This is a genomic window from Mesorhizobium sp. B2-3-14 (assembly GCF_006442175.1).
GTDB lineage: Bacteria > Pseudomonadota > Alphaproteobacteria > Rhizobiales > Rhizobiaceae > Mesorhizobium > Mesorhizobium australicum.
On record NZ_VFVP01000012.1, the window covers coordinates 1 to 25,236 of the forward strand.

The 25,236-nt window shown below is 63.4% G+C and carries 22 protein-coding genes; 8 read left to right on the plus strand and 14 right to left on the minus strand.

The genetic code is table 11. The annotated features are described in order from the left end of the window. The first annotated feature begins 193 nt into the window (after positions 1 to 193). From FJ950_RS24610 to FJ950_RS24640, 7 genes are all read left to right on the plus strand, one after another. Complete coding sequence (locus tag FJ950_RS24610; RefSeq protein WP_015315809.1) at positions 194 to 1,300, plus strand: ABC transporter substrate-binding protein; 1,107 nt, start codon at positions 194 to 196, stop codon at positions 1,298 to 1,300. Between the two features lie 145 nt (positions 1,301 to 1,445). After that, positions 1,446 to 2,282, plus strand: a complete 837-nt coding sequence (locus FJ950_RS24615) for an ABC transporter permease subunit (protein WP_181165828.1) — start codon at positions 1,446 to 1,448, stop codon at positions 2,280 to 2,282. Then, positions 2,279 to 3,070, plus strand: a complete 792-nt coding sequence (locus FJ950_RS24620) for an ABC transporter permease (protein WP_015315811.1) — start codon at positions 2,279 to 2,281, stop codon at positions 3,068 to 3,070. The genes FJ950_RS24615 and FJ950_RS24620 overlap by 4 nt, the downstream gene beginning before the upstream one ends. Before the next feature lie 30 nt (positions 3,071 to 3,100). Next, positions 3,101 to 4,165 carry an ABC transporter ATP-binding protein gene (locus FJ950_RS24625; protein ID WP_015315812.1) on the plus strand — a complete coding sequence of 355 codons (1,065 nt, stop codon included), beginning with the start codon at positions 3,101 to 3,103 and terminating at the stop codon, positions 4,163 to 4,165. A gap of 159 nt (positions 4,166 to 4,324) precedes the next feature. After that, positions 4,325 to 5,878 (plus strand): sodium:proton antiporter, encoded by a 1,554-nt coding sequence (locus tag FJ950_RS24630; RefSeq protein WP_140619325.1) that lies wholly within the window; start codon positions 4,325 to 4,327, stop codon positions 5,876 to 5,878. A gap of 116 nt (positions 5,879 to 5,994) precedes the next feature. Then, the gene (locus FJ950_RS24635) at positions 5,995 to 6,903 is read left to right on the plus strand and encodes an endonuclease/exonuclease/phosphatase family protein (RefSeq protein ID WP_140619327.1); all 909 of its coding nucleotides are present in this window, start codon (positions 5,995 to 5,997) and stop codon (positions 6,901 to 6,903) included. A gap of 7 nt (positions 6,904 to 6,910) precedes the next feature. Continuing rightward, a complete protein-coding gene (locus tag FJ950_RS24640; RefSeq protein ID WP_140619329.1) occupies positions 6,911 to 7,756 on the plus strand; it encodes an EamA family transporter in 846 nt (281 codons plus the stop codon). 4 nt (positions 7,757 to 7,760) lie between these two features. Here the strand turns inward: FJ950_RS24640 and FJ950_RS24645 are convergent, their stop codons facing one another. The 14 genes from FJ950_RS24645 to FJ950_RS24710 form a co-directional block, all read right to left on the minus strand. Beyond that, positions 7,761 to 8,978 carry an MFS transporter gene (locus FJ950_RS24645; protein ID WP_181171422.1) on the minus strand — a complete coding sequence of 406 codons (1,218 nt, stop codon included), beginning with the start codon at positions 8,976 to 8,978 and terminating at the stop codon, positions 7,761 to 7,763. A gap of 90 nt (positions 8,979 to 9,068) precedes the next feature. Further along, entirely contained in the window at positions 9,069 to 9,386 is a 318-nt protein-coding gene (locus tag FJ950_RS24650) for a Dabb family protein (protein WP_140619333.1), read from the minus strand. A 13-nt stretch (positions 9,387 to 9,399) separates the two neighbouring features. Further along, positions 9,400 to 11,028 (minus strand): choline dehydrogenase, encoded by a 1,629-nt coding sequence (locus FJ950_RS24655; protein WP_140619335.1) that lies wholly within the window; start codon positions 11,026 to 11,028, stop codon positions 9,400 to 9,402. A gap of 12 nt (positions 11,029 to 11,040) precedes the next feature. Then, complete coding sequence (locus tag FJ950_RS24660) at positions 11,041 to 11,802, minus strand: 3-ketoacyl-ACP reductase (protein WP_140619338.1); 762 nt, start codon at positions 11,800 to 11,802, stop codon at positions 11,041 to 11,043. Next, complete coding sequence (locus tag FJ950_RS24665) at positions 11,799 to 13,316, minus strand: GMC family oxidoreductase (protein ID WP_140619341.1); 1,518 nt, start codon at positions 13,314 to 13,316, stop codon at positions 11,799 to 11,801. Before FJ950_RS24665 ends, FJ950_RS24660 begins: the two co-directional genes overlap by 4 nt. Positions 13,317 to 13,423: 107 nt before the next feature. Beyond that, positions 13,424 to 14,539, minus strand: a complete 1,116-nt coding sequence (locus FJ950_RS24670; RefSeq protein ID WP_140619343.1) for an ABC transporter ATP-binding protein — start codon at positions 14,537 to 14,539, stop codon at positions 13,424 to 13,426. Between the two features lie 4 nt (positions 14,540 to 14,543). Further along, positions 14,544 to 15,488: a carbohydrate ABC transporter permease gene (locus tag FJ950_RS24675; RefSeq protein WP_140619345.1), complete on the minus strand. Its 945-nt coding sequence runs from the start codon at positions 15,486 to 15,488 to the stop codon at positions 14,544 to 14,546. Next, positions 15,485 to 16,435 (minus strand): sugar ABC transporter permease, encoded by a 951-nt coding sequence (locus FJ950_RS24680; RefSeq protein ID WP_015315823.1) that lies wholly within the window; start codon positions 16,433 to 16,435, stop codon positions 15,485 to 15,487. The genes FJ950_RS24675 and FJ950_RS24680 overlap by 4 nt, the downstream gene beginning before the upstream one ends. A gap of 87 nt (positions 16,436 to 16,522) precedes the next feature. After that, positions 16,523 to 17,776 carry an ABC transporter substrate-binding protein gene (locus tag FJ950_RS24685; protein WP_140619348.1) on the minus strand — a complete coding sequence of 418 codons (1,254 nt, stop codon included), beginning with the start codon at positions 17,774 to 17,776 and terminating at the stop codon, positions 16,523 to 16,525. A 58-nt stretch (positions 17,777 to 17,834) separates the two neighbouring features. Further along, positions 17,835 to 19,346 (minus strand): aldehyde dehydrogenase family protein, encoded by a 1,512-nt coding sequence (locus FJ950_RS24690; RefSeq protein WP_140619351.1) that lies wholly within the window; start codon positions 19,344 to 19,346, stop codon positions 17,835 to 17,837. 17 nt (positions 19,347 to 19,363) lie between these two features. Next, positions 19,364 to 20,140: an enoyl-CoA hydratase/isomerase family protein gene (locus FJ950_RS24695; protein WP_140619354.1), complete on the minus strand. Its 777-nt coding sequence runs from the start codon at positions 20,138 to 20,140 to the stop codon at positions 19,364 to 19,366. Beyond that, a complete protein-coding gene (locus FJ950_RS24700; RefSeq protein WP_140619356.1) occupies positions 20,133 to 21,734 on the minus strand; it encodes an acyl CoA:acetate/3-ketoacid CoA transferase in 1,602 nt (533 codons plus the stop codon). The genes FJ950_RS24695 and FJ950_RS24700 overlap by 8 nt, the downstream gene beginning before the upstream one ends. After that, entirely contained in the window at positions 21,731 to 22,747 is a 1,017-nt protein-coding gene (locus tag FJ950_RS24705; RefSeq protein ID WP_140619358.1) for a Gfo/Idh/MocA family oxidoreductase, read from the minus strand. The genes FJ950_RS24700 and FJ950_RS24705 overlap by 4 nt, the downstream gene beginning before the upstream one ends. Next, on the minus strand, positions 22,744 to 23,802 hold the full coding sequence (locus tag FJ950_RS24710) for a LacI family DNA-binding transcriptional regulator (RefSeq protein ID WP_140619360.1): 1,059 nt from the start codon (positions 23,800 to 23,802) through the stop codon (positions 22,744 to 22,746). The genes FJ950_RS24705 and FJ950_RS24710 overlap by 4 nt, the downstream gene beginning before the upstream one ends. Positions 23,803 to 24,039: 237 nt before the next feature. Between FJ950_RS24710 and FJ950_RS24715 the strand changes: the two genes are divergently transcribed. Next, the gene (locus FJ950_RS24715) at positions 24,040 to 25,194 is read left to right on the plus strand and encodes a dihydrodipicolinate synthase family protein (protein WP_140619363.1); all 1,155 of its coding nucleotides are present in this window, start codon (positions 24,040 to 24,042) and stop codon (positions 25,192 to 25,194) included. Positions 25,195 to 25,236: the final 42 nt, after the last annotated feature.

The window sequence follows — 25,236 nt, forward strand, 5'->3', positions numbered from 1 at the left end:
GGGAAGGGGCGGGATAGGGGCGGATTAATGATTAGCCGGAAAATTAAGTGATGGCTAATTGCTACAGTCCGTTAAAAAGAGTTAACTTTTCACGCTGCGAGGCGCCGGTTTCACAAAGCTTTCATCTGGCTGTCACACGAAAACGATACCGCATCGCAGACGTCCAACGGCGTCAGTTCAATGGAGAGAACACATGTTCAAATTCACGGGGAAAGTGCTTTCCCTTTCGGCCGCGACCCTGATGGTGTCGTCGGTGATTTCGTCCGCCGCTTCGATGGACGATCTCATCAAGGCCGCCAAGGCCGAAGGCCAGCTCACCACGATCGCCTTGCCGCATGACTGGTGCGGCTACGGCGACGTCATAGCCGGTTTCAAGGCGAAGTATCCGGAAATCACCGTCAACGAACTCAACCCCGACGCCGGCTCCGGCGACGAAGTCGAGGCGATCAAGGCCAACAAGGACAACAAGGGTCCGCAGGCTCCTGATGTCATCGACGTCGGCCTGTCCTTCGGCCCGACCGCCAAGGCCGATGGCCTGTTGATGCCATACAAGGTGTCGACCTGGGACTCGATCCCGGACAGCGCCAAGGATGCCGATGGCGCCTGGTACGGAGACTATTATGGCGTTCTCTCGTTCATGGTGAACAAGGACCTGATCAAGGAGTCGCCGAAGGACTGGGCCGATCTCCTCAAGCCCGAATTCGCCAACGCGGTCGCCGTTGCCGGCGATCCGCGCGCTTCGAACCAGGCCATCCAGGCCGTCTACGCCGCAGGCCTTTCCGGTGGCGCGGCTGCTGGTGAAGCCGCTGGCACCGCCGGCCTCGACTTCTTCAAGAAGCTCAACGCCGCCGGCAATTTCGTGCCGGTCGTCGGCAAGCCGGCAACGCTTGCCCAGGGCCAGACCCCGATCCTGATCAACTGGGACTACAACGCGCTCGCCGGTCGCGACACGCTGAAGGGCAACCCGCCCGTCGACGTCATCGTGCCGAAGACCGGCGTTGTCGCCGGCGTTTATGTGCAGGCGATCAGCGCGTTCGCGCCGCATCCGAATGCAGCCAAGCTGTGGATGGAATATCTCTATTCCGACGAAGGCCAGATCGGCTGGCTGAAGGGCTATTGCCACCCGATCCGCTTCAACGATCTTGCCAAGAACGGCAAGATCCCCGCGGACGTTCTGGCCAAGCTGCCGCCGGCGGAATCCTACGCCTCGGCTGCCTTCCCGACGCTCGACGAGCAGGGCAAGGCGAAGGAGACCATCAGCAAGAACTGGGACGCCGTTGTCGGCGCCAACGTCAAGTAAGGCTTGAAATCCACCGGGCGGCCGCGAGGCCGCCCGGCTTCCCCTCGAAGACGGTAGCCGGCGCATGACCGATCTTACGCTTTCAAATCAGTCTGTCACCACCAAGCCCGCGCCGCCGAACGAGGCGACCACTTTCCGCTTTCCGATGCAGTGGATTGGCGTGGCGCCTTTCTTCATCTTCGTCCTGATGTTCCTGATCCTGCCGACGATCTATCTCGTCCTGGGCGCTTTCCAGAATGGCGACGGTCAGCTGACGCTGGACAATATCCTGCAGCTGGTCAGCGATCCCTCGATCAGCGCTTCCTACTGGGTTTCGATCAAGATCAGTTTCTGGTCGGCGGTCATCGGTGCCTTTGCCGGGCTCGCGATTGCCATCGCCATCGTGCGCGGCGGGCTTCCCAACTGGACCCGCTCGGCGACCTTGACTTTTTCGGGCGTCGCCTCGAATTTCGCCGGCTTGCCACTGGCCTTCGCCTTCCTGGCGACCCTCGGCCGCGTCGGCATCGTCACGACGCTTCTGCGTGACGTTCTCAATGTCAACATCTACGCGATGGGTTTCAATTTCCTCACGACATCGGGTCTGATCGCGGTCTATCTGTTCTTCCAGATTCCGCTGATGGTGGTCATCATCGTGCCGGCCATCGACGGCTTGAAGAAGGAATGGGGCGAGGCCGCCGCCACGCTCGGGGCCACCCAGTCGCAGTATTGGCGCATGGTGGTCATCCCGGTCTTGTGGCCGAGCTTCCTCGGCACCGTTATCCTGTTGTTCGCCAATTCCTTCGGCGCCATCGCCACGGCTTATGCGTTTGCCGGCCCGGCACTCAACATCGTCCCCATCAAGCTCTATTCGCAGATCAACGGCGACGTGCTGCACAACCCGCAGCTCGGCTATGCCATCGCCTTCGGCATGATCGTCATCACGGGCTTGGCCAACGTCTTCTACATCTGGTTCCGGACCCGGTCCGAAAGGTGGCTGAAATGAAGTCGGGCAAATTCTGGGCCTGGGTCGTCTTCATTGTCGGCGCGGCCTATTTCTTCATTCCGCTGATGGCGACTGTCGAGTTCTCGTTGCGCATGCGCCGCGGCGTCCATTCCTTCGACGCCTACCAGATCGTGCTGGGCGACGCTCGCTTCCAGTCGACGTTCCTGTATTCGGTGGTAGCGGCCGTCTTCACCATCATCCTCGGCGTGCTGATCGTGGTGCCGGCGGCATACTGGATCCGGCTGCGCCTGCCGCAGCTCAGGCCGATCGTCGAATTCATCACGCTGTTGCCGCTGGTCATTCCGGCCATCGTCATCGTGTTCGGCTATATCAGGATGTACGGCTCGAATTCCCCGCTGCCGTTCCTGGGCAGCAATATGGGCGCCAATGCCTTGCTGGTGATCGGCTATGCGACGCTGGCTCTGCCCTACATGTATCGCGCCGTCGATACCGGGCTGCGCACCATCGATGTGCGGACATTGACCGAAGCAGCGCAGATTCTGGGCGCCGGCTGGGGCACGATCATTGGCCGGGTGATCCTGCCCAATGTCCTGATCGCCGTGCTGTCGGGCGCCTTCCTGACCTTCGCCATCGTCATCGGCGAGTTCACCATGGCGAGCCTCCTCAACCGTCCGGCCTTCGGCCCGTATCTGCAAAACGTCGGCGCCAACCGTGCCTATGAGCCGGCAGCCCTAGCCATCATCGCCTTCGCCATTACCTGGGGCTGCATGTCGCTCATCCAGATCCTGTCCCGCTTCGCGCCGAAATCGGCGAACCGCCCGAATTGATCGAAAAGCACTGACCTGAGAGAAAAAGCCATGGCCGAGCCATTCCTGTCCATCCAGCATGTGCGAAAGTCCTACGGGTCCAACACCGTGGTGCAGGATTTCAGCCTCGACGTCGAGCCGGGCGAGTTCGTCTCGTTCCTGGGGCCATCCGGATGCGGCAAGACCACGGTGCTGCGCATGGTCGCCGGCTTCGAGGAGCCGTCGGCCGGCAAGATCGTCGTCGCCGGCAAGGACATCACCCGGCTGAAGCCCAACCAGCGCAATGTCGGCATGGTGTTCCAGGCCTATGCGCTGTTTCCGAACCTCACCGTGGCGCAGAACATCGCTTTCGGGTTGAAGGTTGCCGGCATGCCGAAGGCCGACGCCGACAAGCGTGTGGCCGAGATGCTCGACATGATCAGGCTGCCGCAGATGGCGGACCGCTATCCCTATCAACTCTCCGGAGGCCAGCAGCAGCGCATCGCGCTGGCGCGTGCTATCGCGCCGAAGCCGAAGCTCCTGCTGCTCGACGAGCCGCTGTCGGCGCTGGACGCCAAGGTGCGTGTGTCGCTGCGTGAGGAAATCCGCTCGATCCAGAAGAAGCTCGGCATCACCACCATCTTCGTCACCCATGACCAGGAAGAGGCGCTGTCGATCTCCGACCGCATCGCCGTCATGTATGGCGGCAAGGCCGAGCAGGTCGCGACGCCGTTCGAGATCTACAACCGGCCGGCGACCAAGTTCGTCGCCAATTTCGTCGGCACGCTGAACGTGCTCGAAGGCAAGGTCACCGACGCCGCCTCCGGCAAGGTGCAGGTCAACACGCAGGAAGTCTCGCTCAAGGGCAAGCTCAACGGCTCGAAGTCCGGCGATACGCTGTCGCTGGCGCTGCGGCCCGAGGCGATTTCGCTCGGCCGCCAGCCCGGCCGCGACTCCAGCCTGACCGGAGAGATTTCCGAAGTGCACTTCCTCGGCTCGGTTATCCGGGTCCGTGTCGGCATCGGCGGCAACACGGTGTCGCTCGACACGTTCAACAACTCCGCCACCCCGCCGCCCGCAGTCGGGGAGAAGGCCGAGATTTCGTTCTCGTCGAGCGATATGCTGGTGCTGCATTAGGTAGTCCCGCTGTCGGAAGGCGCTCCCAACCGGCGCTCCAGCCATCGGGATTTTCTCATGCTGTCCGCGGCGACAGGACCCGTGCCAGAGGTGTTCCTGTTGTTTCACGACCATGACTTTGGCACTGCCAATCGCCTCGTTCGGCGGCTACGATAGTGCATGGCTCTTTTCGAACTGACGCTTATCCTCCTGTTGATTGCAGTCGCGCTGACAGCGCTGTCGCGGCGGCTGCAAGTTCCCTATCCGTCGCTGCTGGCGCTGGCGGGCGCGGGCATCGCCTTCCTGCCCGGCATGCCCACCATCGAAATCGACCCGGAACTGGCGCTCGCCTTGTTCATCGCGCCGGTGCTGCTCGACGCCGCCTATGACACCTCGTTGCGCGACCTCAATCGCAACCGGCTGCCGCTCGCCCTGCTGGCCTTGGGAGCGGTCGTTTTCACCACCGCAGCGGTTGCGCTGCTCGGCTGGAAGATGGCAGGCCTGCCGATCGCCGCGGCTGTCGCCCTTGGCGCCATCGTAGCACCACCCGATGCCGTCGCGGCGTCGGCCGTGCTCGGACAATTCAAGGTGCCGCACCGCATCACCACCATCCTGCAAGGCGAGAGCCTGCTCAACGATGCAACCGCGCTGCTGATCTACCGTATCGCTGTCGCCGCCGCACTCGGTCCGTTCCTGTTGAGCAGCGCCGCGCCCATGGTCGTCTTGTCGACCGTTGGTAGCCTGGTGGCCGGCTATGTACTCGGCCGGCTGTCGCTCGCCACGCTGAGCCGCATCGAGGACGCGGCCAGCGGTACCGTGGTGCAGTTCGCCGGCACGTTCGGTGTCTGGATCCTGGCGGACAGGTTGGGTCTGTCGGCGATCATCACCATCGTCGTTTATGCCATGACCATCGCGCGGACCGCGCCACGCCGAATGTCGGCGAGAAAGCGTGTCAGTTCCTATTCGGTCTGGGAGACGGCGGTGTTCGTGCTCAACGTGCTGGCCTTCGTGCTGATGGGTCTGCAGGCGCGGTCGATCGTCGGACGGCTCGCCGGTACGGGAGAGCTCGACGCATTCGTCTTTGCCGCGGCTGTGCTGGCGGTCGTCATCGTTTCGCGCCTGATCTGGGTGCTGGGCTGCGGTGCGGTCATCAGGTGGTTTGCCCGCTTTGGCGGCGCCGAGCATCAGCCGGATACGCCGTCCTTTCGCGGCGGCGTGCTCATCGGCTGGTGCGGCATGCGGGGACTGGTAACCCTTGCCGCGGCATTCGCCTTGCCGGTCGAATTTCCTGCTCGCGACCCGATCGTGCTCGCCGCCTTCACGGTCGTGCTCGGCACCCTGGTGCTGCAAGGAATGAGCCTGAAGCCGCTGCTGCGCGTCCTGAAGCTGGATCCCGACGAAATGGTCGACCGGGAGGTAGCGAAGGCGCGCGTCGTGGTCATGCAGGCTGCCCTCGATGTATTGAGCGGCAAGACCTCGAGCGCCGCAGCCGCGGTGCGCGAGCAATATGCCGCCCAGCGCAAGATCGCCAAAAATCCCGAGGATGCCCAGGCCGCGACCGAATATGACAGGCTGCGTCTCTATGCCATCAAAAGCCAGCGCGATGCCCTGGAGGAGCTGCGCCGCAACGGCACCATCGGTGACGAAGCCTATCACCGTCTGGAGGAAGAGATCGACTGGACGGAACTTGCGGCATCGCCGGCAGGCCGGTTCCAGCCGCTGACCACCGACTAGCAGATACCGCGTCTCGGCCGCTGCCCTGCTGGCCCAAGCCCCGTCCGTCCTCCTGCACATTGCAAGCGATCGGCCGAACCGTTACTGCCAACACCGAAAAGTGAGCCGGATAAGCAATGAAGCTGGTCAGCTACAACATCCAGTACGGATTCGGCAGCGACGGGCGCTACGATCTTTCGCGTGCGGCACGCCTTGTCGCCGGCGCCGACATCATCGCCTTGCAGGAGGTCGAGCGGCACTGGCAGCGCAGCGATTTCGACGACCAGCCGGAGCGGCTTTCCCAATTGCTGCCTGGGTATTACTGGGTCTACGGCCCAGCCTTCGACATGGATGCCAGCGAGCTGCGCGACGGCCGCCTGGTCAACCGCCGCCGGCAGTTCGGCACCATGGTTATGTCGAAGCTGCCGATCGTCTGGTCGCGACTGCACGCGCTGCCGATGCGCCGCACGCTGCGGCCGCTCAACACCCGCAACGCCGCCCTCGAATGCATGATCCGCACGCCGGCCGGGCCGGTCAGGGTGCTGTCGCTGCATCTCGCGCACATCGCGGCGGAAGAGCGGCTGGAGCAGATCGACTATCTCATGGCCGAGCACCGCCGGGCACCATCGGAAGGCGGACCGTGGAGCGGCGCGGACGATGAACCTTCGCGTAACTGGACACATGGGGAAGTCGAGCCGGAAAATCCGCTGGCGACGATCTGGATGGGCGATTTCAACATGGAACCCGGCAGCGCCGAATATCGCCGCATTGTCGGCAGCACGCCCTATCATCGGGGCGCTGCCTATCTCGACGGCTTCGTCGATGCCGCTTCTGTCGCCAGCGAGCCGGTGGCGGATTTCCATACGCATGAGAAGATCATCGACGGCAGACTGGCAAAGCGCCGGCTTGATCATTGCTTCGTCGGCGGCATGCTGGCCGGGCGTGTGCGTTCTGTTGGATCAGACATGGGCGAGGTGGCTTCCGACCACTTCCCGGTCCGGGTCGACATCGATCTCGAGACGCCCTTCGGCTTGGGAGGTCGATGAGCTCCCCATGACGCTTTTCGTCTTTTTCGCGGTGCTTGCCGCGGCCGCCATGCACGCGATCTGGAACGCACTGGTCAAGGTGCATCTCGACCGCTTCCTGTCGATCACGCTGATGACGCTCGGCATGGGCACTGCTGCCCTCGTCGTGCTGCCCTTCGTCGAGTTGCCGAAGGCGGAGGTCTGGCCCTACATCATCGCTTCGGTGATCTTCCACGTGGGCTATCGCACCTTCCTGATCGGCGCCTACCAGGCCGGCGATTTCGCCCAGACCTATCCGCTGGCGCGTGGCACGGCACCCCTGCTGGCCGCGATTGGCGGCATGTTCGTCGTCGCCGAAGTGCCAGCGCCGCTTGCCATCCTTGGCATCCTGCTGTTATCGGCCGGCACGCTTGTGATGTCGTTTCGCGGTGGCGCGCATCTGGAGAAGCTGAACCTGCGCGCGGTCGGCTATGCGCTGGGCACGTCGATCTTCATCGCCAGCTACACGCTGTCCGACGGCAGCGGCGCGCGGCTGGCGGCAACGGCGCAAAGCTATGCCGCCTGGTTGTTCATCTGCGATGCATTTGGCGCGCTGGTGCTGTGCCTCGTTTTCCGAGGGCCCAAAGCGCTTCCCGTTCTGGCGCGCGACTGGAAGACGGGACTGTTCACCGGGGTGCTTTCCGGCGCCGCCTACTGGATTGTCATGTGGGCGATGACCAAGGCGCCGATCGCCTCGGTGGCGTCGCTGCGCGAGACCTCGATCCTGTTTGCCATGATGATCTCGGTCTACGCCCTCGGCGAGAAGATGACAGGCTGGCGCGGCGCTGCCGCGCTCAGCATTGTTGCAGGCGTCATCGCGTTGAGGATGGGTTGACCTCTCAGCCGAGCACCGTCATTACCTGGCCGCGCCGCTCCGGACTGAAGCGGATGACGACGATGATGCAGACGGCGACCACACCGGCAAAAAGCGCCAGCGCATAGCCATAGCTGCCGCCGGGGGCTTCGGCGATCCCGGCCTGATATGGACCGCCATAGGAAGCGGCGAGATTGCCGGCCTGATAGATGAAGCCGGGCAAGGTGGCGCGCACCGCACCGGGAGAAAGCTCGTTGAGGTGGACCGGGATGACACCCCAGGCGCCTTGCACCGCGACCTGCATGACGAAGGCGCCAATGGCCAGCATGAAGGGCGTGGAACTGTAGGCCCATAGCGGGATCGCCGGCAGGGCGATGATGCAGGCGAGTGTAATGGCGTTGATGCGGCCGATCTTCTCCGACAGCGCACCGAATGCCAGGCCGCCGACGATGGCGCCGATGTTGGCAACGATGGTGATCCAGCTCACCGTGTGTGGGTCAAAGCCGTGCTGTTTCTTCAAAAAGGTCGGGTAGAGATCCTGCGTGCCATGGCTGAAGAAGTTGAAGAACATCATCAGCACGACGGCATAGAGCGCGACGCCCCAGTGCTTCTGCAAGGTCTCCAGCATCCCCGGTCGAGCGGTTTTCTGTGCCTCGACGAAGGCAGGAGATTCCGGCACATGCGAGCGGATGAACAGGACGACCAGCGCCGGGACGAAGGAGAGCAGGAACATGGCGCGCCAGCCGATCGTGTAGCCGCCGATCGTCTGCTGGTAGAGCAGGCCATAGACCACCGCCGCCAGCAGGTAGCCGGCCGGATAGCCGCATTGCAGGATGCCCGAGACGATGCCGCGGGCGCTCGGCGGGACGGATTCCATGGCGAGTGAACTGCCGAGGCCCCATTCGCCGCCCATGGCGATGCCGAACAGCGCGCGCAGCGCCAGGAAGATGCCGAGATTGGGCGAGAAGGCGGCCAGCGCCCCGATCACCGAATAGCTGACGATGTTGAGCATGAGAATGGGCTTGCGCCCGTATTTGTCGGCTAGCATGCCAAAGAAGAACGCGCCGATGAAGCGCGTGGCCAAGGTCAGGAACAGTGCCTTTGAGACTGCCGGGACATCCGTCTGGAATTCAGTCGCAATATCGGTGAGCAGGAATGTCAGAAGGAAGAAATCAAAAGCATCGAGCGTCCAGCCCAGGAATGAGGCCAGGACGGTTTTCTTCTGCTCGGTAGTGAGGTTCAAGGCGTCCTCCTTTGCATCCCCCAAAGGAACGATATGTCGCCCTGTCGGCAAAAGAGAACAGCGATCAGCCGGCTTTCGAAAGGCCGGCGGTCACTTTTTCGTAAGATCGAGATCGAAGACCATCAATCCGTCCGCGCCGCCTTCGAGAGCCGCGACCAGGCGAGCGCCGGCACGCTGATGCGCCTCATGGACGAGATAGGCGTCGCGCGCCGCGGCATCGCGGAAATCGATGGTGAAGCCATGGGTGAACCCGCGCGCGAAAGGCTCTGGGCTGACATTGGTGCTGAACTGGACGGTGTCCATGCCTTCGATCACCTGTCGCAACGCCTCGAGGCCGGCGTGGATGGCCGTGCGCTCGGTCGACGACACATCGCTGCGAAATCTGGCGAAGACGCAGTGGCTGATCATTTCTTCATCCCCTTCAAGCAGCCCGGTTTCCTGAAAATACAGCCGGCGGCAGCGGTTCGCGGCCGAGGATCAGGTCGGCACCCTTTTCGCCGACCATGATGGTCGGTGCATTGGTGTTGGAGGAGGGCACGCGCGGCATCACCGAGGCGTCGCAGACGCGCAAGCCTTCGATGCCGCGCAGCCGCAAATCCGGCGTCACGACAGCCATCTCGTCATGGCCCATGCGGCAGGTGCCGACAGGATGGTGATCGGTCTTTGCGCTGCGGCAGGCGTAGTCGAACAGTTCGTCATCGGTCGCCAGCGACGGGCCGGGCAGCACTTCGCGCAGCACGTAAGGCTGAAGCGCCTTCTGCCGCATGATCTCGCGCGCCAGCCGCAGCCCTCTCAGCGACATGTCGCGGTCATAAGGATCGGACCAGTAGTTGGGGTCGATCAGCGGGTGGTCGGCGGGATCAGCGCTTTTCAGCCGCACCGTGCCGCGTGAGCGCGGGCGCAGGAAGGCCGAGTTCAAGGTGACGCCCGGGTTTTTCAGCTTCTCGACGCCAGCCTCGATGCCGGAGCCAAGACCCAGATGGAACTGGATATCGGGCGAGGCGGCGGTCGGGTCGGCATACCAGAAGCCGCCCGTCTCGAACAGGCTGGAAGCCACCGGCCCCTTCTTCAACAGCAGATATTGCAGGCCAGCCCAGGCCGTGCGGTGCAGCTTGGCGTAATTGTCATAGGTGTGGTCGCCGGTGCATTCGGCGATGACGAACAGGTCGAGATGGTCCTGCATGTTGGAGCCGACGCCGGGCAGGTCATGCATCGGCGTGACGCCGACCGATTTCAGATGGTCGGCCGGGCCGATGCCCGACTGCATCAAAAGCTTAGGCGAACCGATGGCGCCGGACGAGACGATCACCTCGCGGTCGGCGCGCAGGATTTTTGTCTCGCCGCCCGGCCTGTCGACCACCTCGACGCCGATGGCGCGACCGTTCTCGACGACGATGCGGGTGACCAGTACGTCGGTCCTGACGGTGAGGTTCTTGCGAGCGCGGATCGGCCTGAGATAGGCGACCGAGGCGGAGGAGCGCCGGGCATCCTTCTGGGTCAGCTGGTAATAGCCGACGCCTTCTTGGGCAGCGCCGTTGAAATCCGGATTGAAGGGAATGCCCATCTCCTGGCCGGCGCGGAAATAGGCTTCGCAGATCGGCAGCGGCGCAATCGGGTTCGAAACGCCGAGCGGGCCCTGGTCGCCGTGGAAATCGTTGGCGTAGCGCTGGTTGTTTTCGGCCCGTTTGAAATAGGGCAGCACGTCGCGGTAGCCCCAGCCGGCCAGCCCTTCCTCCTTCTCCCAGGCGTCGTAGTCGCGCGCATTACCGCGCGTGTAGATCTGGGCGTTGATTGAGGAGCCGCCGCCGACCACCTTGGCCTGCGTGTACCAGAAGACGCGGTCGTTCATGTTTCTCTGCGGCACCGTCGACCAGCCCCAGGACGCAATGCCCTTGGTCATCTTGGCAAAGCCCGCCGGCATGTGGATATAGGGATGCCAATCCTTGCCACCGGCTTCGAGCAGCAGCACGGAGTTGGAGGGATCCTCGCTCAGCCGGTTGGCCAGCACGCAGCCGGCAGGGCCGGCGCCCACGATGATGTAGTCGGTCATTGTCTCATCCACTCACAGCCGAGGCACGGAAAGCGCGCCGTCGACATTGATGATCGAACCGGTCGAAAAGCCCAGTCTCCCGGCAGCGAGCGCGGCCACCATGGCGCCGATGTCGGACGCTTCGCCCCAGCGTTTCGCCGGCACCAGGCCGCCGTCTATCAAAGCGTCGTATTTGGCGGTCACGCCCGCCGTCATGTCGGTGCGGATAATGCCCGGCCGCAGCTCGAACACGCCGATGTTTTCCGGGGCGAGCCTGAGCGCCAGATTCTTCACCCACATCGAAAGCCCTGCCTTCGATATGCAATATTCGGAGCGTTCCGGCGAGGCCATCTCGGCGCTGACCGAGGTGATAGTGATGATCGATTTCGCTTCATCGCTGGGCTGGCGGAGCATCGCCTTGGCGACCGCCTGGCTGAGAAAGACGGTGCCCCGCAGGTTGACGCCGATCGCGCGGTCGAAATTGTCGGGTTTGAGGTCGAGCAGGTCGCCCCGCACCACGGCGCCGACGCCGGCATTGTTGACCAGGCAATCGATGCGGCCGAACGCGCCCATGGCAGAGTCGACGAGGGCGGCGTGGGCGTAAAGATCGGCGATGTCGCAGCCGAAATAGGCGAACTTCGCGCCGCGCGCGGTTATGTCAGCGGCGAGCTCGCCTGCGGCTGTTTGGGCAAGGTCAGCGACGAGAATGTCGAAGCCGGCGTCGGCCAGCGCTTCGGCGCAGGCAAGGCCGATGCCGCGCGCGCCGCCGGTGACGATGGCCGCCGGGCGGGTCATGCGGCGAGGTCCGTCTTGCGGATGTGTTCGGCGACACGCAGCGCCTGGGCGGCGATCGACAGCGCCGGGTTCACGGCGGCCGAGTTCGGCAGAAAACCGCCGTCGACGACGAACAGGTTCCGGTGATCGAAGGCACGGCAGAACGGATCGAGCGGCGACGTCGCCGGATCCTCTCCGATTTTCACCGTCCCGCACTGGTGCGAGGGCGTGCGTTTGTCGAAAGGGCGCGACAGCACCAGGGGATAACCGCAGGCGCGAAAATTCTCGCGCATCACCTTGGTCAGCCCGTCGAGCGACTGCATATTGGAGCGCCGCCATTGCATGACGATGTCCTTGCCGTCGACCATGATGCGGCTTTCGGGGTCGGGCAGGTCCTCGCACATCAGGTACCAGTCGACCGCATGGCCGGCCATGAAATCGAGCGCGAATTTCGGCACTCGTTTCACATTGGCCTTGAGCATGTTGCCGTCGATCTTGCCGAGAAGCTGGACATTGCCGAGCGGTTTGCCGCCCTTGCCGTCGGAGAGGTAATAATCGTTGAGCATCAGCGTCTTCTGGTAGACGGCATCGTTCCGGCGGCGCGGATCGATCGCCAGCATGGCGCTCGAATTGTGGTTCATGAAGTTGCGGCCGACCTGGTCGGAGCGGTTGGCCAGGCCCTTGCCGCCCCCCTTGCCATTGCTGGGTGAGGGCGAGCGCAGCAGGATGACCGCTGAATTGACCGCGCCGGCCGACAGGATAACCAGTTTTGGCGACAGCTTTTTCAGCTCGCCGCTCTGGCGGTAATGAACCGCTGATACGGTTTTACCGTCCGGAGCAGTCTCGAGATATTCGACATAGGCGCCGGTTTCGAGCTTGATGTTAGGATCGTTCAGTGCCGCCGCCAGCGGTGCGGTCTGGGCGTCCATCTTTCCCTGGCCAGTGTTCGGAAAAGCGTCCCAGCCGGTCCTGCCTTCCCTGAGCCAGGTGCCGATATCGACGCCAAGCGGCAGCGAGGCCGGATGCAGGCCCAGCCCCTTGAGCTCGGCGCGGGCACGGGCGATCGGCGCCTCGTCCGGCACTGGCTTGTAGGAATAGGGGATCGAGTGGAACGGCTCGGTCGGGTCCTCGCCAAGCGTGCCGCGCACGCGGAACAGCTGCTCTGCCCTGGAATACCAAGGCTCGAATTCGTCATAGGAAAACGGCCAGGCCGGCGAGACGCCGCCGAAGTGCTCCATGGCGGAGAAATCCTCTTTGCGGTAGCGGATCAGCACCGCGCCGAAGAATTTCGAATTGCCGCCGACATAGTAGTAATTGCCCGGGTTGAATGCGGCGCCACCGGCCTCACGCCACATCTCCTTCGGCCGGTAGTGGCCATCAACGAAAATCGAGCGCGTGTCGCGTGCATGCGGCGTTGCCGGCAGTGGCTCGCCGCGTTCCAGCATCAGGATCGAGGCGCCGCTGCCGGCTAAGCCGGAGGCGATCGTGGCGCCGCCGATGCCGGAGCCGATGATGACGATATCCGGGTTTGTCATGGCCTAAAGCGCGCCGCTTTTGAATGGACACATGCGACGCGCTTTAGGTCTATTGTCTTGATGCATGTCGTTGCCCCAAAACCGGACCCACTTTTGGGCGACGCACATCAGCGGATACGGCTCTCGGTCGCCGGATCGAAGAACACCGCCTTGGTCAGGTTGAAGGCGAGCGGCGTGTTGGTGCCGGGCTGGATGTTGGCATCTGCGCGCAGCCGCGCCACCACGCCTTTGCCGCCGAGGTTGGTGACGGCGAAGGTATCGGAACCGGCCGGCTCCACCACCTCGATATGGCAATCGGCGGTGGCGATTTGCGAGGCGTTGCGCTCCGCGCCTTCCGGATCGGTGAGCGCCTCGGGGCGAACGCCGAAGATGACCGGCTTGCCCTTGAACGCCGACAATCCGGCCGGGGCGTTGGCCATCGGCAGAGTGATCGGCTGGCGTGCCTCGCGATCGAGCACGACGGCCAGGTCGCTGCCATTGCCGTCGATGGTCGCCGGGATCAGGTTCATCGCCGGCGAACCCATGAAGTCGGCGACGAAGACATTGCTGGGGTTGTTGTAGATCTCGGCCGGCGTGCCGAATTGCTGCACCTCGCCATCGCGCATGACGGCGATTTTGGTCGCCAGCGTCATCGCCTCGATCTGGTCGTGGGTGACATAGACGATGGTTGTGCCGGTGGTGGCATGCAGGCGCTTGATCTCGATGCGCATGTCGACGCGCAGCTTGGCGTCGAGGTTGGACAGCGGCTCGTCGAAAAGGAACAGCTTGGGGTCGCGCACCAGCGCCCGGCCCATGGCGACGCGCTGGCGCTGGCCGCCCGAAAGCTGGCTCGGCTTGCGGTTCAGCAGATGGCCGATCTGCAGCACCTTGGCCACCTTGTCGATCGCCTTCTGGCGTTCGTCGGCCGGCACGCCGCGCATCTCCATGCCGAAGGAGATGTTCCCGGCGACCGTCATGTTGGGGTAGAGCGCGTAGCTCTGGAATACCATGGCGATGTCGCGCTTGGACGGGTGCAGATCCGTGATGGTGCGGCCATCGACGCGGATATCGCCGGAGGTGATGGTCTCCAGTCCGGCGATGGTGTTGAGCAAGGTGGATTTGCCGCAGCCGGAAGGACCGACCAGCACCAGGAAGCCGCCCTTTTCCAATTCGAGATTGATCCCCTTCAGGATCTCGACCTGGCCGAAACGCTTCCTCAGACCATCAATTTCCAGAAAAGCCATTGGGTTATCCTTTGACCGCGCCCGCCATCAGGCCACGCACGAAGTAGCGGCCGGCGAGCACGTAGACGAGAAGGGTGGGCAGTGCCGCGATCATCGCGGCCGCCATGTTGACGTTGTATTCGACGACGCCTGTCGAGGTGTTGACGACGTTGTTGAGCGCCACCGTCATTGGCATGGCGTCGCCGGTGCCGGCATAGGCGGAGGCGAACAGGAAGTCGTTCCAGATGTTCGTGAACTGGTAAATGACGGTGACGACGAAGATCGGCATCGAATTCGGCAGCATGATGCGCCGAAAGATCTGGAAGAAAGAGGCGCCGTCGACCTGCGCGGCCTTGACCAGTTCGGTCGGGAACGCCTCGTAATAGTTGCGGAAGAACAGCGTGGTGAAGCCGATGCCGTAGACGACGTGGACGAACACCAGGTTCACCGTCGGGTTGCCGAGGCCGAAGCTGGTTCCGACCGTGTTCTGCAGCGTCACGCCGAACCGGCCGAGGCTGCCCAGGATCGTCGCCATCGGCAGCAGTACCGACTGGAACGGGATGAAGCAGGCAAACAGCATCAGCCCGAATACCAGGGTCGCGCCGCGAAAACGCCATTTGGTCAGCACGTAGCCATTGAGCGCACCGAGCATGGTCGAGATCAGCACGGCCGGAACCACCATCTTTATGGAGTTCCAGAAATAGCCCTTGATGCCGGCGCAGGTGAGGCCTACGCAGCTCTCACCCCAGGCCTTCAGCCAGGGGTCGAAGGTCGGCGCCTTTGGCAGCGCCAGCATGTTGCCGTTCTGGATCTCGTCCATGGTCTTGAACGAGGTCACCAGCATGACGAACAGCGGCATCAGGTAGAACAGCGCGAACAGCGCCAGAAGCCCGTAGATGACGATGCGATTGACAATCTTGACGTTGACGCCGCCGCTGACCCGGCGGGCGGGAGTGGTCACGGCGCTCATCGCGACTTCTCCCTGAGTTCCGAATAGAGATAGGGCACGATGATGGCGACGATGGTCATCAGCATGATCACGGCGCTGGCCGAGCCGACGGCCATTTCGTTGCGCTTGAAGGTGTATTCATACATGAAGTTGGACGGCAGCCAGGCCGAGCCGCCGGGACCGCCGCTGGTCAGTGCCACGACCAGGTCATAGGATTTGATGGCAAGGTGCGCGAGCACGATGAAGGCCGACAGGAAGATCGGCCGCAAGAGCGGAATGACGATGCGGCGATAGAGCTGGAAGGTGGTGGCGCCGTCGATCTGCGCCGCCTTCATGATCTCGCCGTCAATGCCGCGCAGGCCGGCCAGGAACATCGCCATGATGAAGCCGGAGGCCTGCCAGACGCCGGCGATGACCACGGTGTAGATGACGAAATCCTTGTTCTTGATCCAGTCGAAATGGAAGCTCGTCCAGCCCCATTGATGCAGCGTCTGTTCGAGACCGAGGCCGGGGTCGAGGAACCATTTCCAGGCAACACCGGTGACGATGAAGGACAGCGCCATCGGATAGAGGTAGATGGGACGCAAAACGCCTTCGCCGCGGATCTTCTGGTCAAGCAGGATGGCCAGGAACAGGCCGAGCGCCAGGCAGATCAAGATGTAGAGAAAGCCGAAAATGCCCATATTGGTGATCGACGTGTACCAGCTCGATGGCGGGTCGGTGTCGAAGGTCCAGCCCCATAACCGCTGATAGGCGCGTGCGCCCGTAATGGCATAGGACGGGAAGGTCTTGGAGTTGGTGAAGGACAAATAGATCGTCCACAGGATAAAGCCGTAGACGAAGACGATGGTGATGGCGAAGCTCGGCGCCAGCACAATTTTGGGCAAGGCATCCTGCAGGCGCGAGCGCACCGAGGTGCGCGACCGCTCCGGTGTCAGCTTGATCTGGGTTGTCGCTACACTGCTCATGGGTTCCTCCCGTCGGCATCCGGCCGATCGGCCTCACGGACCGGAAACCTTCCCCGCCGGAGCGGGGAAGGTGTTTGTGGCCGGCGCTTACTTGGCGTCGTCGATCGCCTTGACCAGTTCGGTCACGGCCTCGTCCGAGGTCTTGATCTGACCGTGGACAAACTTCGAGATGACGTCCTTATAGGCATTGGCGACAGCCGGAGGCGCGCCATAGCCCTGGGCAAGCGAGCCGAACAGCGTGCCGCCTTCATTGGCCTTCTTCAGGTCGGCGATACCCTTCTTGCCGCAAGCGTCGAAGTCGGTGTCAGGCACGTCGGTGCGGGCCGGAACCGAACCCTTGACGACGTTGAAGGCCGACTGGAAGCTCTTCGACAAGGTGGCGGTGGCCAGAGCGACCTGGGCGGCCTTGCGGTCGTCCGGAACGTTGAACATGCCGAACATGTCGGAGTTGTAGATCACCGAGCCGTCGGTGCCCGGGAAGCGATAGCAGAGGAAGTCCGTACCCGGCGTCTTTTTAGCGGCGTGGAACTCGCCCTTGGCCCAGTCGCCCATGACCTGCACCAGCGCATCGCCCTTGATGACCATGGCGGTGGCGAGGTTCCAGTCGCGGCCCGAGAAGTTCGGGTCGACATAGGTGACGAGCTTGGCCAGATTGTCGAACGACTTCTTCATCGTGTCGGACTTGAGCGACGCGTCGTCGAGGTCGTTCATCGCCTTCTTGTAGAACTCAGGTCCGCCGGTCGACAGCACGACGGAATCGAACATGGTCGCTTCCTGCCAGTTCTGGCCGCCAAGCGCGAGCGGGGTGACCCCAGCCGCCTTGGCCTTGTCGAGCAGGGCGATGAAATCGTCGAAGGTCTTCGGCTCGGTGCCGCCGATCTTGTCCATCACCGCCTTGTTGATCCACAGCCAGTTGACGGAGTGGACGTTGACCGGAGCGGCAACCCACTTGCCGTCATAGACGGAGAACTTCTGCAGCGCGGCCGGAACCGACTTGTCCCAGCCTTCCTTCTTCGCCGTCTCTGTGAGGTCGCCCATCACGCCGGCAGCGGCATAGTCGAGCACGGTGTAGCCGAGCATCTGCGAGGCGGTCGGATAGTTGCCGGCCGCGACCATCGCCTTCAGCGCGGTCATGGCGGCATCGCCGCCGCCGCCGGCCACGGGAACGTCCTTCCAGGCATAGCCTTCCTTGGCCAGATCGCCCTTGAGCACGTTGAGAGCAGCTGCTTCGCCGCCCGACGTCCACCAATGCAGCATCTGCACTTCCTTGACGTCCTCGGCATGGGCCGCGAAAGCCAGGCCCGAAGCGAGCGCCGTTCCGATAAGCAGTTTGCGCAACATGTACTTCCTCCCTTGTTGCATTACACGACCGGTGGCAGCCCACCGGGTTCTTCCCAACTCAGCCGACCCACCAACCGGTGCGCTGGCCGCGATGAAACTGGATTGTCTTTTCCTCGGTATAGTCCTCAACAGCGCGCTTGCCGAGTTCGCGGCCCAAGCCCGACTGCTTGTAGCCGCCGAACGGCAGTTCTGGATAACCTTCCATGAACGTGTTCACCCAGACAGTCCCCGAACGCACGCCCCGCGCCACCGACATGCAGGTGTCGATGCTGGCGCTCCACACACCCGCCGACAGACCATAGGGCGTGTTGTTGGCGATGCGCAACGCCTTTTCAATCGATTCAAAAGTCAGCACCGAGAGCACCGGCCCGAACACTTCCTCGCGCGCGACCGTCATGTTTTCGGTGACGTTGCGTAAGATCGTCGGATCGAGATATTGGCCGGCATTGGAAGGGCGTTGCCCGCCGCCGCTGTAGATACTGCCGCCTTCACTCGCGGCAGCCGCGACGTAACCCGTCACCTTGGCCAGATGGTCTGACGAAATCATCGCGCCGACCTTGGTGAGGTCGTCGAGCGGATCGCCCACGGTTACCCTGGCGGTCAATGCCTTCACGGCGCCCAGGAAGTCGTCGGCGATCGCCTCATGCACGATCAGCCGGCTGCCGGCATTGCAGCACTCGCCGGCGTTGAAGAAGCCGCCGAATACCGCGGCATCGGCAGCGGCTTTAAGATCGGCATCGGGGAAGACGATCTGGCCGTTCTTGCCGCCGAGTTCCATCGAAACTTTTTTAAGGGAATTCGAGGCCGCGGCCATGGTCATCTTGCCGACGCGGGTGGAACCGGTAAACGAAACCATCTCGACCAGGGGATGGCTGACCATCGGCGCGCCGACATCGGCGCCGAGACCTGCGAGGATGTTGACGACTCCAGCGGGAACGCCGGCTTCCAACAGGATATCGCCAAGCACGAAAGTCGAGGCCGACGTCATTTCGCTTGGCTTGACCACGGCCGTGCAGCCGGCGGCGAGCGCGAAAGGCAGTTTCTGGCTGACGATGAGGAATGGGAAATTCCACGGCGTGATGATCGAGACGACGCCGATCGGCTCACGCAGGACGACGCCCAGCATGGCATCGCCAAGATTGGCGTAGCTTTCGCCGTGCAACGTTCGGGCCAGTGAGGCGGCATAGCGCCAGATGTCGACGGCGCCGCCGATCTCGCCGCGCGCCTGGGCGATCGGCTTGCCGGATTCCAGCGCATCGAGCCGGGCGATGTCTTCCAGCCGGATCTCGATCAGGTCGGCGGCCTTAAGCAGGATCGCGGCGCGTTCGGACGCTTGCATGCGCGGCCAGGGGCCGGTCTCGAAGGCCCTGTGCGCCGCCTGCACCGCGGCTTCCACTTCGGCGGCACCCGCCTGAGCATAGTGTGAAACCATGAAGCCGTGGCCGGGGCTCTTGCGTTCCAGCATGCGGCCATCGCGGGCATCGACATGCTTGCCGTCGATCAGAAGCTTGTATGCCTTGGGGGCCACGGAGGCCTCGGCAGGCATGGGAATCTTCAGAGGTGCATTCATGTGATTTCCACTCTGTCCTACGAACGCGAAAACACGGGCTTCTGCTTGGTCTTGAAGGAGCCGACGCCGGCCTTGAGATCACCGGTGAGCGCCATGAAGCCGCTGGCCAAGGCTTCTGTTGCAGCGGCGCTTTCCTCGCCCTCCGCCACCGCAATCATCAGCTTGGCGGCTTCGGTGGCCAGCGGTCCGCGTTCGGCGATTTTTTCAGCCCAGATCCTGGCTTCATCCGAGGCCTTGCCGGTTTCGACGACGCGGTCGACGACGCCTAGCGCAAGCGCTTCCGGCGCCAGAAAAATCTCGCCACCGACAGCCATGCGACGCACCGCCTGGGCGCCGAAGCGACGCACCGCGCGCTGCGTGCCGGACCAGCCGGGGACGACGCCGATCGAGGTCTCGGGGAAGCCGAGCTTCACCTGCGTTTCCGCGACGCGGAAATCACAAGCCACAGCCAGTTCCAGCCCGCCGCCAAGCGCGTGGCCGGACAGAACGGCGATGGTCGGTTGCCGCAGCCGCGCCAGCCGGTCGAAGACACGGTGGCCGTAACGCACCCATTGCACCTGGAAATCGGCGGCGCTCATGCTCCCCCAGGCCTCGACATCGCCGCCGGCGCAAAACCCCTTGCCTTGACCGCATATGAGGACGATGCGGACATGCTGAGCGCTTTCCGCCTCGTCCAGCGCCGCTTCCAGCGCGCGCAGCATCGGGATATCGAGCGCATTGAATTTTTCCGGACGGCGCAAGGTGACAATGCCGATCGCGCCATCCTGCTCGAAGGTGACGAGGCGCTCAGCCATGCGCGCCTCCGAGCGAGGCGCCGCCATTCAGCGACAGGCCGATCGGCCGATCCTGGTAGAGTGCCGCCGGCGTCACCTTGAGGTCGTTGGCTACGTTGAGCGGGATCTCGGCCTGCGCCAGCACATCGCGCTCGAGGTCGATGCCCGGCGCCAGTTCCATCACCATCAGCCCATCGGGCGTCAGCTTCATGACGCAGCGCTCGGTGACATAGGTGATGTCCTGTCCCTGCGCGACGGCGCGCTTGCCGGAGAAGGAGATGTGCTCGACCTCCTCGACGACTTTCTTGACCTTGCCTTCCGCGTCGATGCGGATGCCGCCATTGGCGAGCGACAGCTTTGCCCCGGCATTGAAGAAGCCGGAAAAAACGATCTTCTTCGCCCGTGACGTGATGTCGACGAAGCCGCCGGCGCCGGCGGTGACATGCGGCCGCGCCGAAAGCCTGGACACGTTGACCGAGCCGTGGCGATCGATCTGCAGGAAGGAGAGCAGCGAAGCGTCGAAGCCACCGGCCTGGAAATAGATGAACTGGTGCGGCGAGGGCATGATCGCCTCGGCGTTGGAGGCGCAGCCGAACTTGAAGTCGAGCAACGGCACGCCGCCGACCGCGCCCTGTTCGATCAGCCAGGTGACCTTGCCGTGCTGGCCTTCTTCCAGAAGAATACGCGGCACGTTGGCCGAAATGCCGAAGCCGATGTTGACGGCCATGCCGTCGCGAAGCTCCATGGCGACCCGGCGCGCGATCACCTTTTGGACATTCATCTCGGCATTGCGGAAGCTCGACAGCGGCCGGAAGATCTCGCCGGAGATTGCGGGATCGTAGGGCGTCAGCGTCGTCTGCAACTGATCCGGCGCAATGACGATATGGTCGACCAGCACGCCCGGCACGCGCACATCATGCGGCTTCAACGTGCCGTTCTCGACGACGCGTTTGACCTGCGCGATGACGATGCCGCCATTGTTGCGGGCGGCGAGCGCCTGCTCCAGCCCGCCGAGATAGGCCCCCTCATGCTCGTAGGTAAGGTTACCGCGCTCGTCAGCCGTGGTGGCACGGATGATCGAGACCTGCGGCACGATGGCGCGGAAGTAGAGCCATTCTTCGCCGTCGAATTGCTGCACCGACACGATCGGCTCGGCGGCGGCGGCGTTCATGGCGCAGCCCTGGTGGCGCGGGTCGGCGAAAGTGTCGAGGCCGACCTTGGTCAGCACGCCCGGTCGCTTGGCGGCGGCCTCTCGGTGCATGTCGAACAGGATGCCGGACGGCACGTTATAGGCGGCAACCGCATTGTCGCCGATCATCTTCCAGATTTGCGGCGGCTCGGCGGAGGAGGGACCTGACGGATAGGAGCCGCACAGCGTACGCTTCAAGAGACCGGGCTTCGCCAGATGATCGATGCCCTTGATGCCATACATGTCGCCGGCGGCGATCGGGTGCAGCGTGGTGATATCCTTCGGATGGCCCTCGCCGTCGAAGCGTTCGCCGATCGCGGCGAGCACGGCGTCCGGACAGCCGAGGCCGCTCGACGAGGACACCGAGACGACCATGCCGTCCTTGATCAGGCTGGCGGCCTGCGCCGATGAGACGACCTTGCTCAATTCATGCTCCCGAGTTTCGGGTCGATCTTGACGGTCCTGCCGGAAGCCGCCGATAGCAATGCCGCCTCGGCAGCGGCGAGCGACCAGATGCCGTCTTCTCCGGTGGCGGAAGGCTGGCCCTCGCCACGGACCGCGGCATGGAACCCGCGTACCGACCTGGCGTATAGATCCTCGCGGTCGAAGCTCAACTGTTCTTCGCCGCTGGCGGTGCACAGGAGGACCGAGCCGGCCGGCTTCTGCGTCATCACATCGCGGGCGATGAGCGAGCCCTGCGAGCCGTGCACCTCGAAGCCGGTGTCGGCAAACCTGGTGGTGAACCCCTCATGCGATTGCGCGATAAGGCCCGATTTGAAGCGCCAGACGCACATGGCGCCATCTTCCAGCCCGCTCCCGGCCATGCCGGCGGATTGCGTGAAAGCGGAAACCTCGACCGGATCGTCGCCAAGCACGAAGCGCAGCGTGTCTGCATCGTGCACGGTGATGTCGAGCACCACCCCGCCGCCCGCCTCGGGCCTGGCGATGCGCCAGCCCTGCAGGTTTTCGGGCAGGTAGACGGAATGGAAGACACGCGCGGCAATGGGGTTGCCGATGCGGCCCGCGGCAACGGCGTCGCGCATGGCACGGTGCGCGCCGGCATTGCGCAGATGATGATTGGTACCGAGCACGATGCCAGCCTCCTTGGCCGAAGCGACCATCTTGCGCGCGTCATCGCTGGTCAGCGCCAGCGGCTTCTCGCACAGCACATGCTTTCCCGCCTTGGCGGCGGCCAGCGCCTGTTCGAAATGCAGTTCATTGGTGGTGGAGATGTAGACGGCGTCGATGTCCGATCCGAGCAAGGCGTCGAGATTCGATACGGCGGCTGGAATGCCATTTTCCCTTGCATAGGCCGTGGCGCGTTCCGCGCTGGAACTCATGACAGCCGCGATCTCGCCATCGGGTTGAGCGCGAATGGCATCGATCATGAATTGCCGGGCGATCGTGCTGGCGCCGATCAGCCCCCATTTGACGCTCATGGCGCGGTTCCCGCTGCCACGGGCCTTTTTCGCGTGCGGCGGTCCGGGCCGCAGCTTTCCCTGACCACGAGATTGACGGCGCCGACATGATCCTCGGCCCGCGTGGTGCGCGACTGGATCATCTTGATCATGACGTGGGCCGCGCGTTCGCCGAGACCGGCGGAGTCCACCGCTACGCTGGTCAGCGGCGGCATATAATGTTCGGCCTCGACCACATCGTCGAAGCCGACGACAGCGAAATCCGCGCCCGGCTCAAGTCCGCGCTTGCGCAGCGCCAGCATGACGCCAAAGGCAACGGCATCGTTGAAGCACAGCGCCGCGGTCGGCGGCTCGGCCATTGCCAGCGACGTTTCCAGACAGGCCATGCCGCCCTTGCGGTTGGTCTCGCCCTCGATGATAAGCGCATCGCGGGCGTCGATGCCGAGCGTCTCGCAGGCCTCGCGAAAGCCGCCCAGGCGCTCATGATAAACGACGAGGTCGGACGAACCGCCGAAGAAGGCCAGGCGGCGATGCCCCTTGCCGACGAGATGCGAAGTCGCGAGATAGGCGCCCCGATGATTGTCGGGAGCAATCACCGGAATGCGGCTTTCAGGCAGCCGGCGCATGGCGAAGGCAATCGGCAGACCGGCTATTTCCAGCCGCCGGAACGCCCCTGGCGTCGTGCCGCGCGCCGGGGAAACGATGAGCCCGGCGACGCCCTGTTCCATCAGAGACTTCAGCACTTCTTCCTGGCGCACCGGATTTTCGGCAGTGTTGGCGATGAAGGGCACGATGCCGGCCGACTGGAAGACCCGCTCCATGCCGACCGCCATCTCGGCGAAGAACGGATTGGTGAGGTCGTTGATGACCATGCCGATGACGTTGGAGTGGGCCTTGCGCAGATTGGCGGCGCCGCGGTTATAGACATAGCCGACATCCTCGATCGCCTTGCGCACCTTGACCGCGGTTTCGGGGCGGATCAGGCCGCTGCCCTGGAGCACGAGCGACACCGTCGATTTGGACACGCCTGCTTCGCGGGCGATGTCGAAGATCGTCGCCTTCGGCCGGCTGGCCATCCAGATATCCTCCCCGGTTTTTTCAATCGAATTTATTGGAACGTTCTAATCCTTGCTCCGAGGATGAGTCAATCAGGATTTTTCTCTAGCAAGAGCAGCAGGTCATATGTGGTCAAACGATTGCTACCCAAGGGGTCGTTGTGTTGCAACGCAGCATCGCTGGCCGTCCATCTCAAACCTTAAAGGTTCTTGATTTATTGGAACGTTCCATTTAGGAGACACGAAAGGGAGAGATCCATGGACATTGCCTTGCCTGGCGAGGGTGGCCGCAGCACACCCTACGCGCTTGTCGGACAGCCGGTCCAGCCGGTGACCGGCGCGCGGTTTTCGCGCATCGCCTATGCCGCCGCGCATGTCGTCGCCGATCCGCTGGGAATGACAGATCCATGGTCGCGGCCCGTTGTCGATTGGGACAGGACGATGGCGTTTCGTCATCATCTATGGCGGCTCGGCTTCCGCATCGCCGAGGCAATGGACACGTCGCAGCGCGGCATGGGTTTCGATTGGACGAATGCGCAGGAATTGATCCGCCGTTCAATCGCGGAGGCGCGGACCGTCGCTGGCGCCGATCTCGCCTCGGGTGCGGGCACCGACCATCTGGCACCGTCGAAGGCCCGGACGGTCGACGACGTGGTCGCCGCCTATGAGGAGCAGTTCGCTTTCATCGAAGGCCAGGGCGGCAAGGCGATCATGATGGCCAGCCGCGCGCTGGCGGCCGTGGCGAAGGGGCCAGACGATTACGCCCTGGTTTACGACCGCATATTGGGCCAGGCCTCCGGCAAGGTCATCCTGCACTGGCTGGGCGACATGTTCGATCCGACCTTGAAAGGCTACTGGGGCAGTGACGATTTCGAGACCGCGCTCGATACGGTGATCGCCATCATGGAGCGCAATGCCGGCAAGGTCGAAGGCATCAAGATATCGCTGCTCGACGCCGGCAAGGAAGTGGCGCTCAGGAACCGGCTGCCGGACGGCGTGATGATGTTCACTGGCGACGACTTCAATTATCCCGAGCTGATCGCCGGAGACGGCAAGCGGCACTCGCATGCGCTGCTCGGCATTTTCGACGCGATCGCACCGGTCGCCAATGCCGCGCTGGCGAAGCTGGCTGCCGGCGATCGTGCCGGCTACGACGCGCTGATGGCGCCGACCGTGCCGCTGTCACGAAAAATCTTCGAGGCGCCGACTGAATATTACAAGGCCGGCATTGTCTTCATGGCCTGGCTCAATGGCCACCAGGACCATTTCTCGATGGTCGGCGGCATGCAGTCGGCGCGCGGCATCCGCCATTATGCCGACGTCTTTCGCCTCGCCGACCAGGCAGGATTGCTGGCCGACCCCGACCTTGCCATTTCGCGGATGAAAAGCCTGTGTGCTGTCGCGGGGGCCTAAACGCGTTTCGCGATCGGATCACCCGTCGTCCATTCCGGTGAG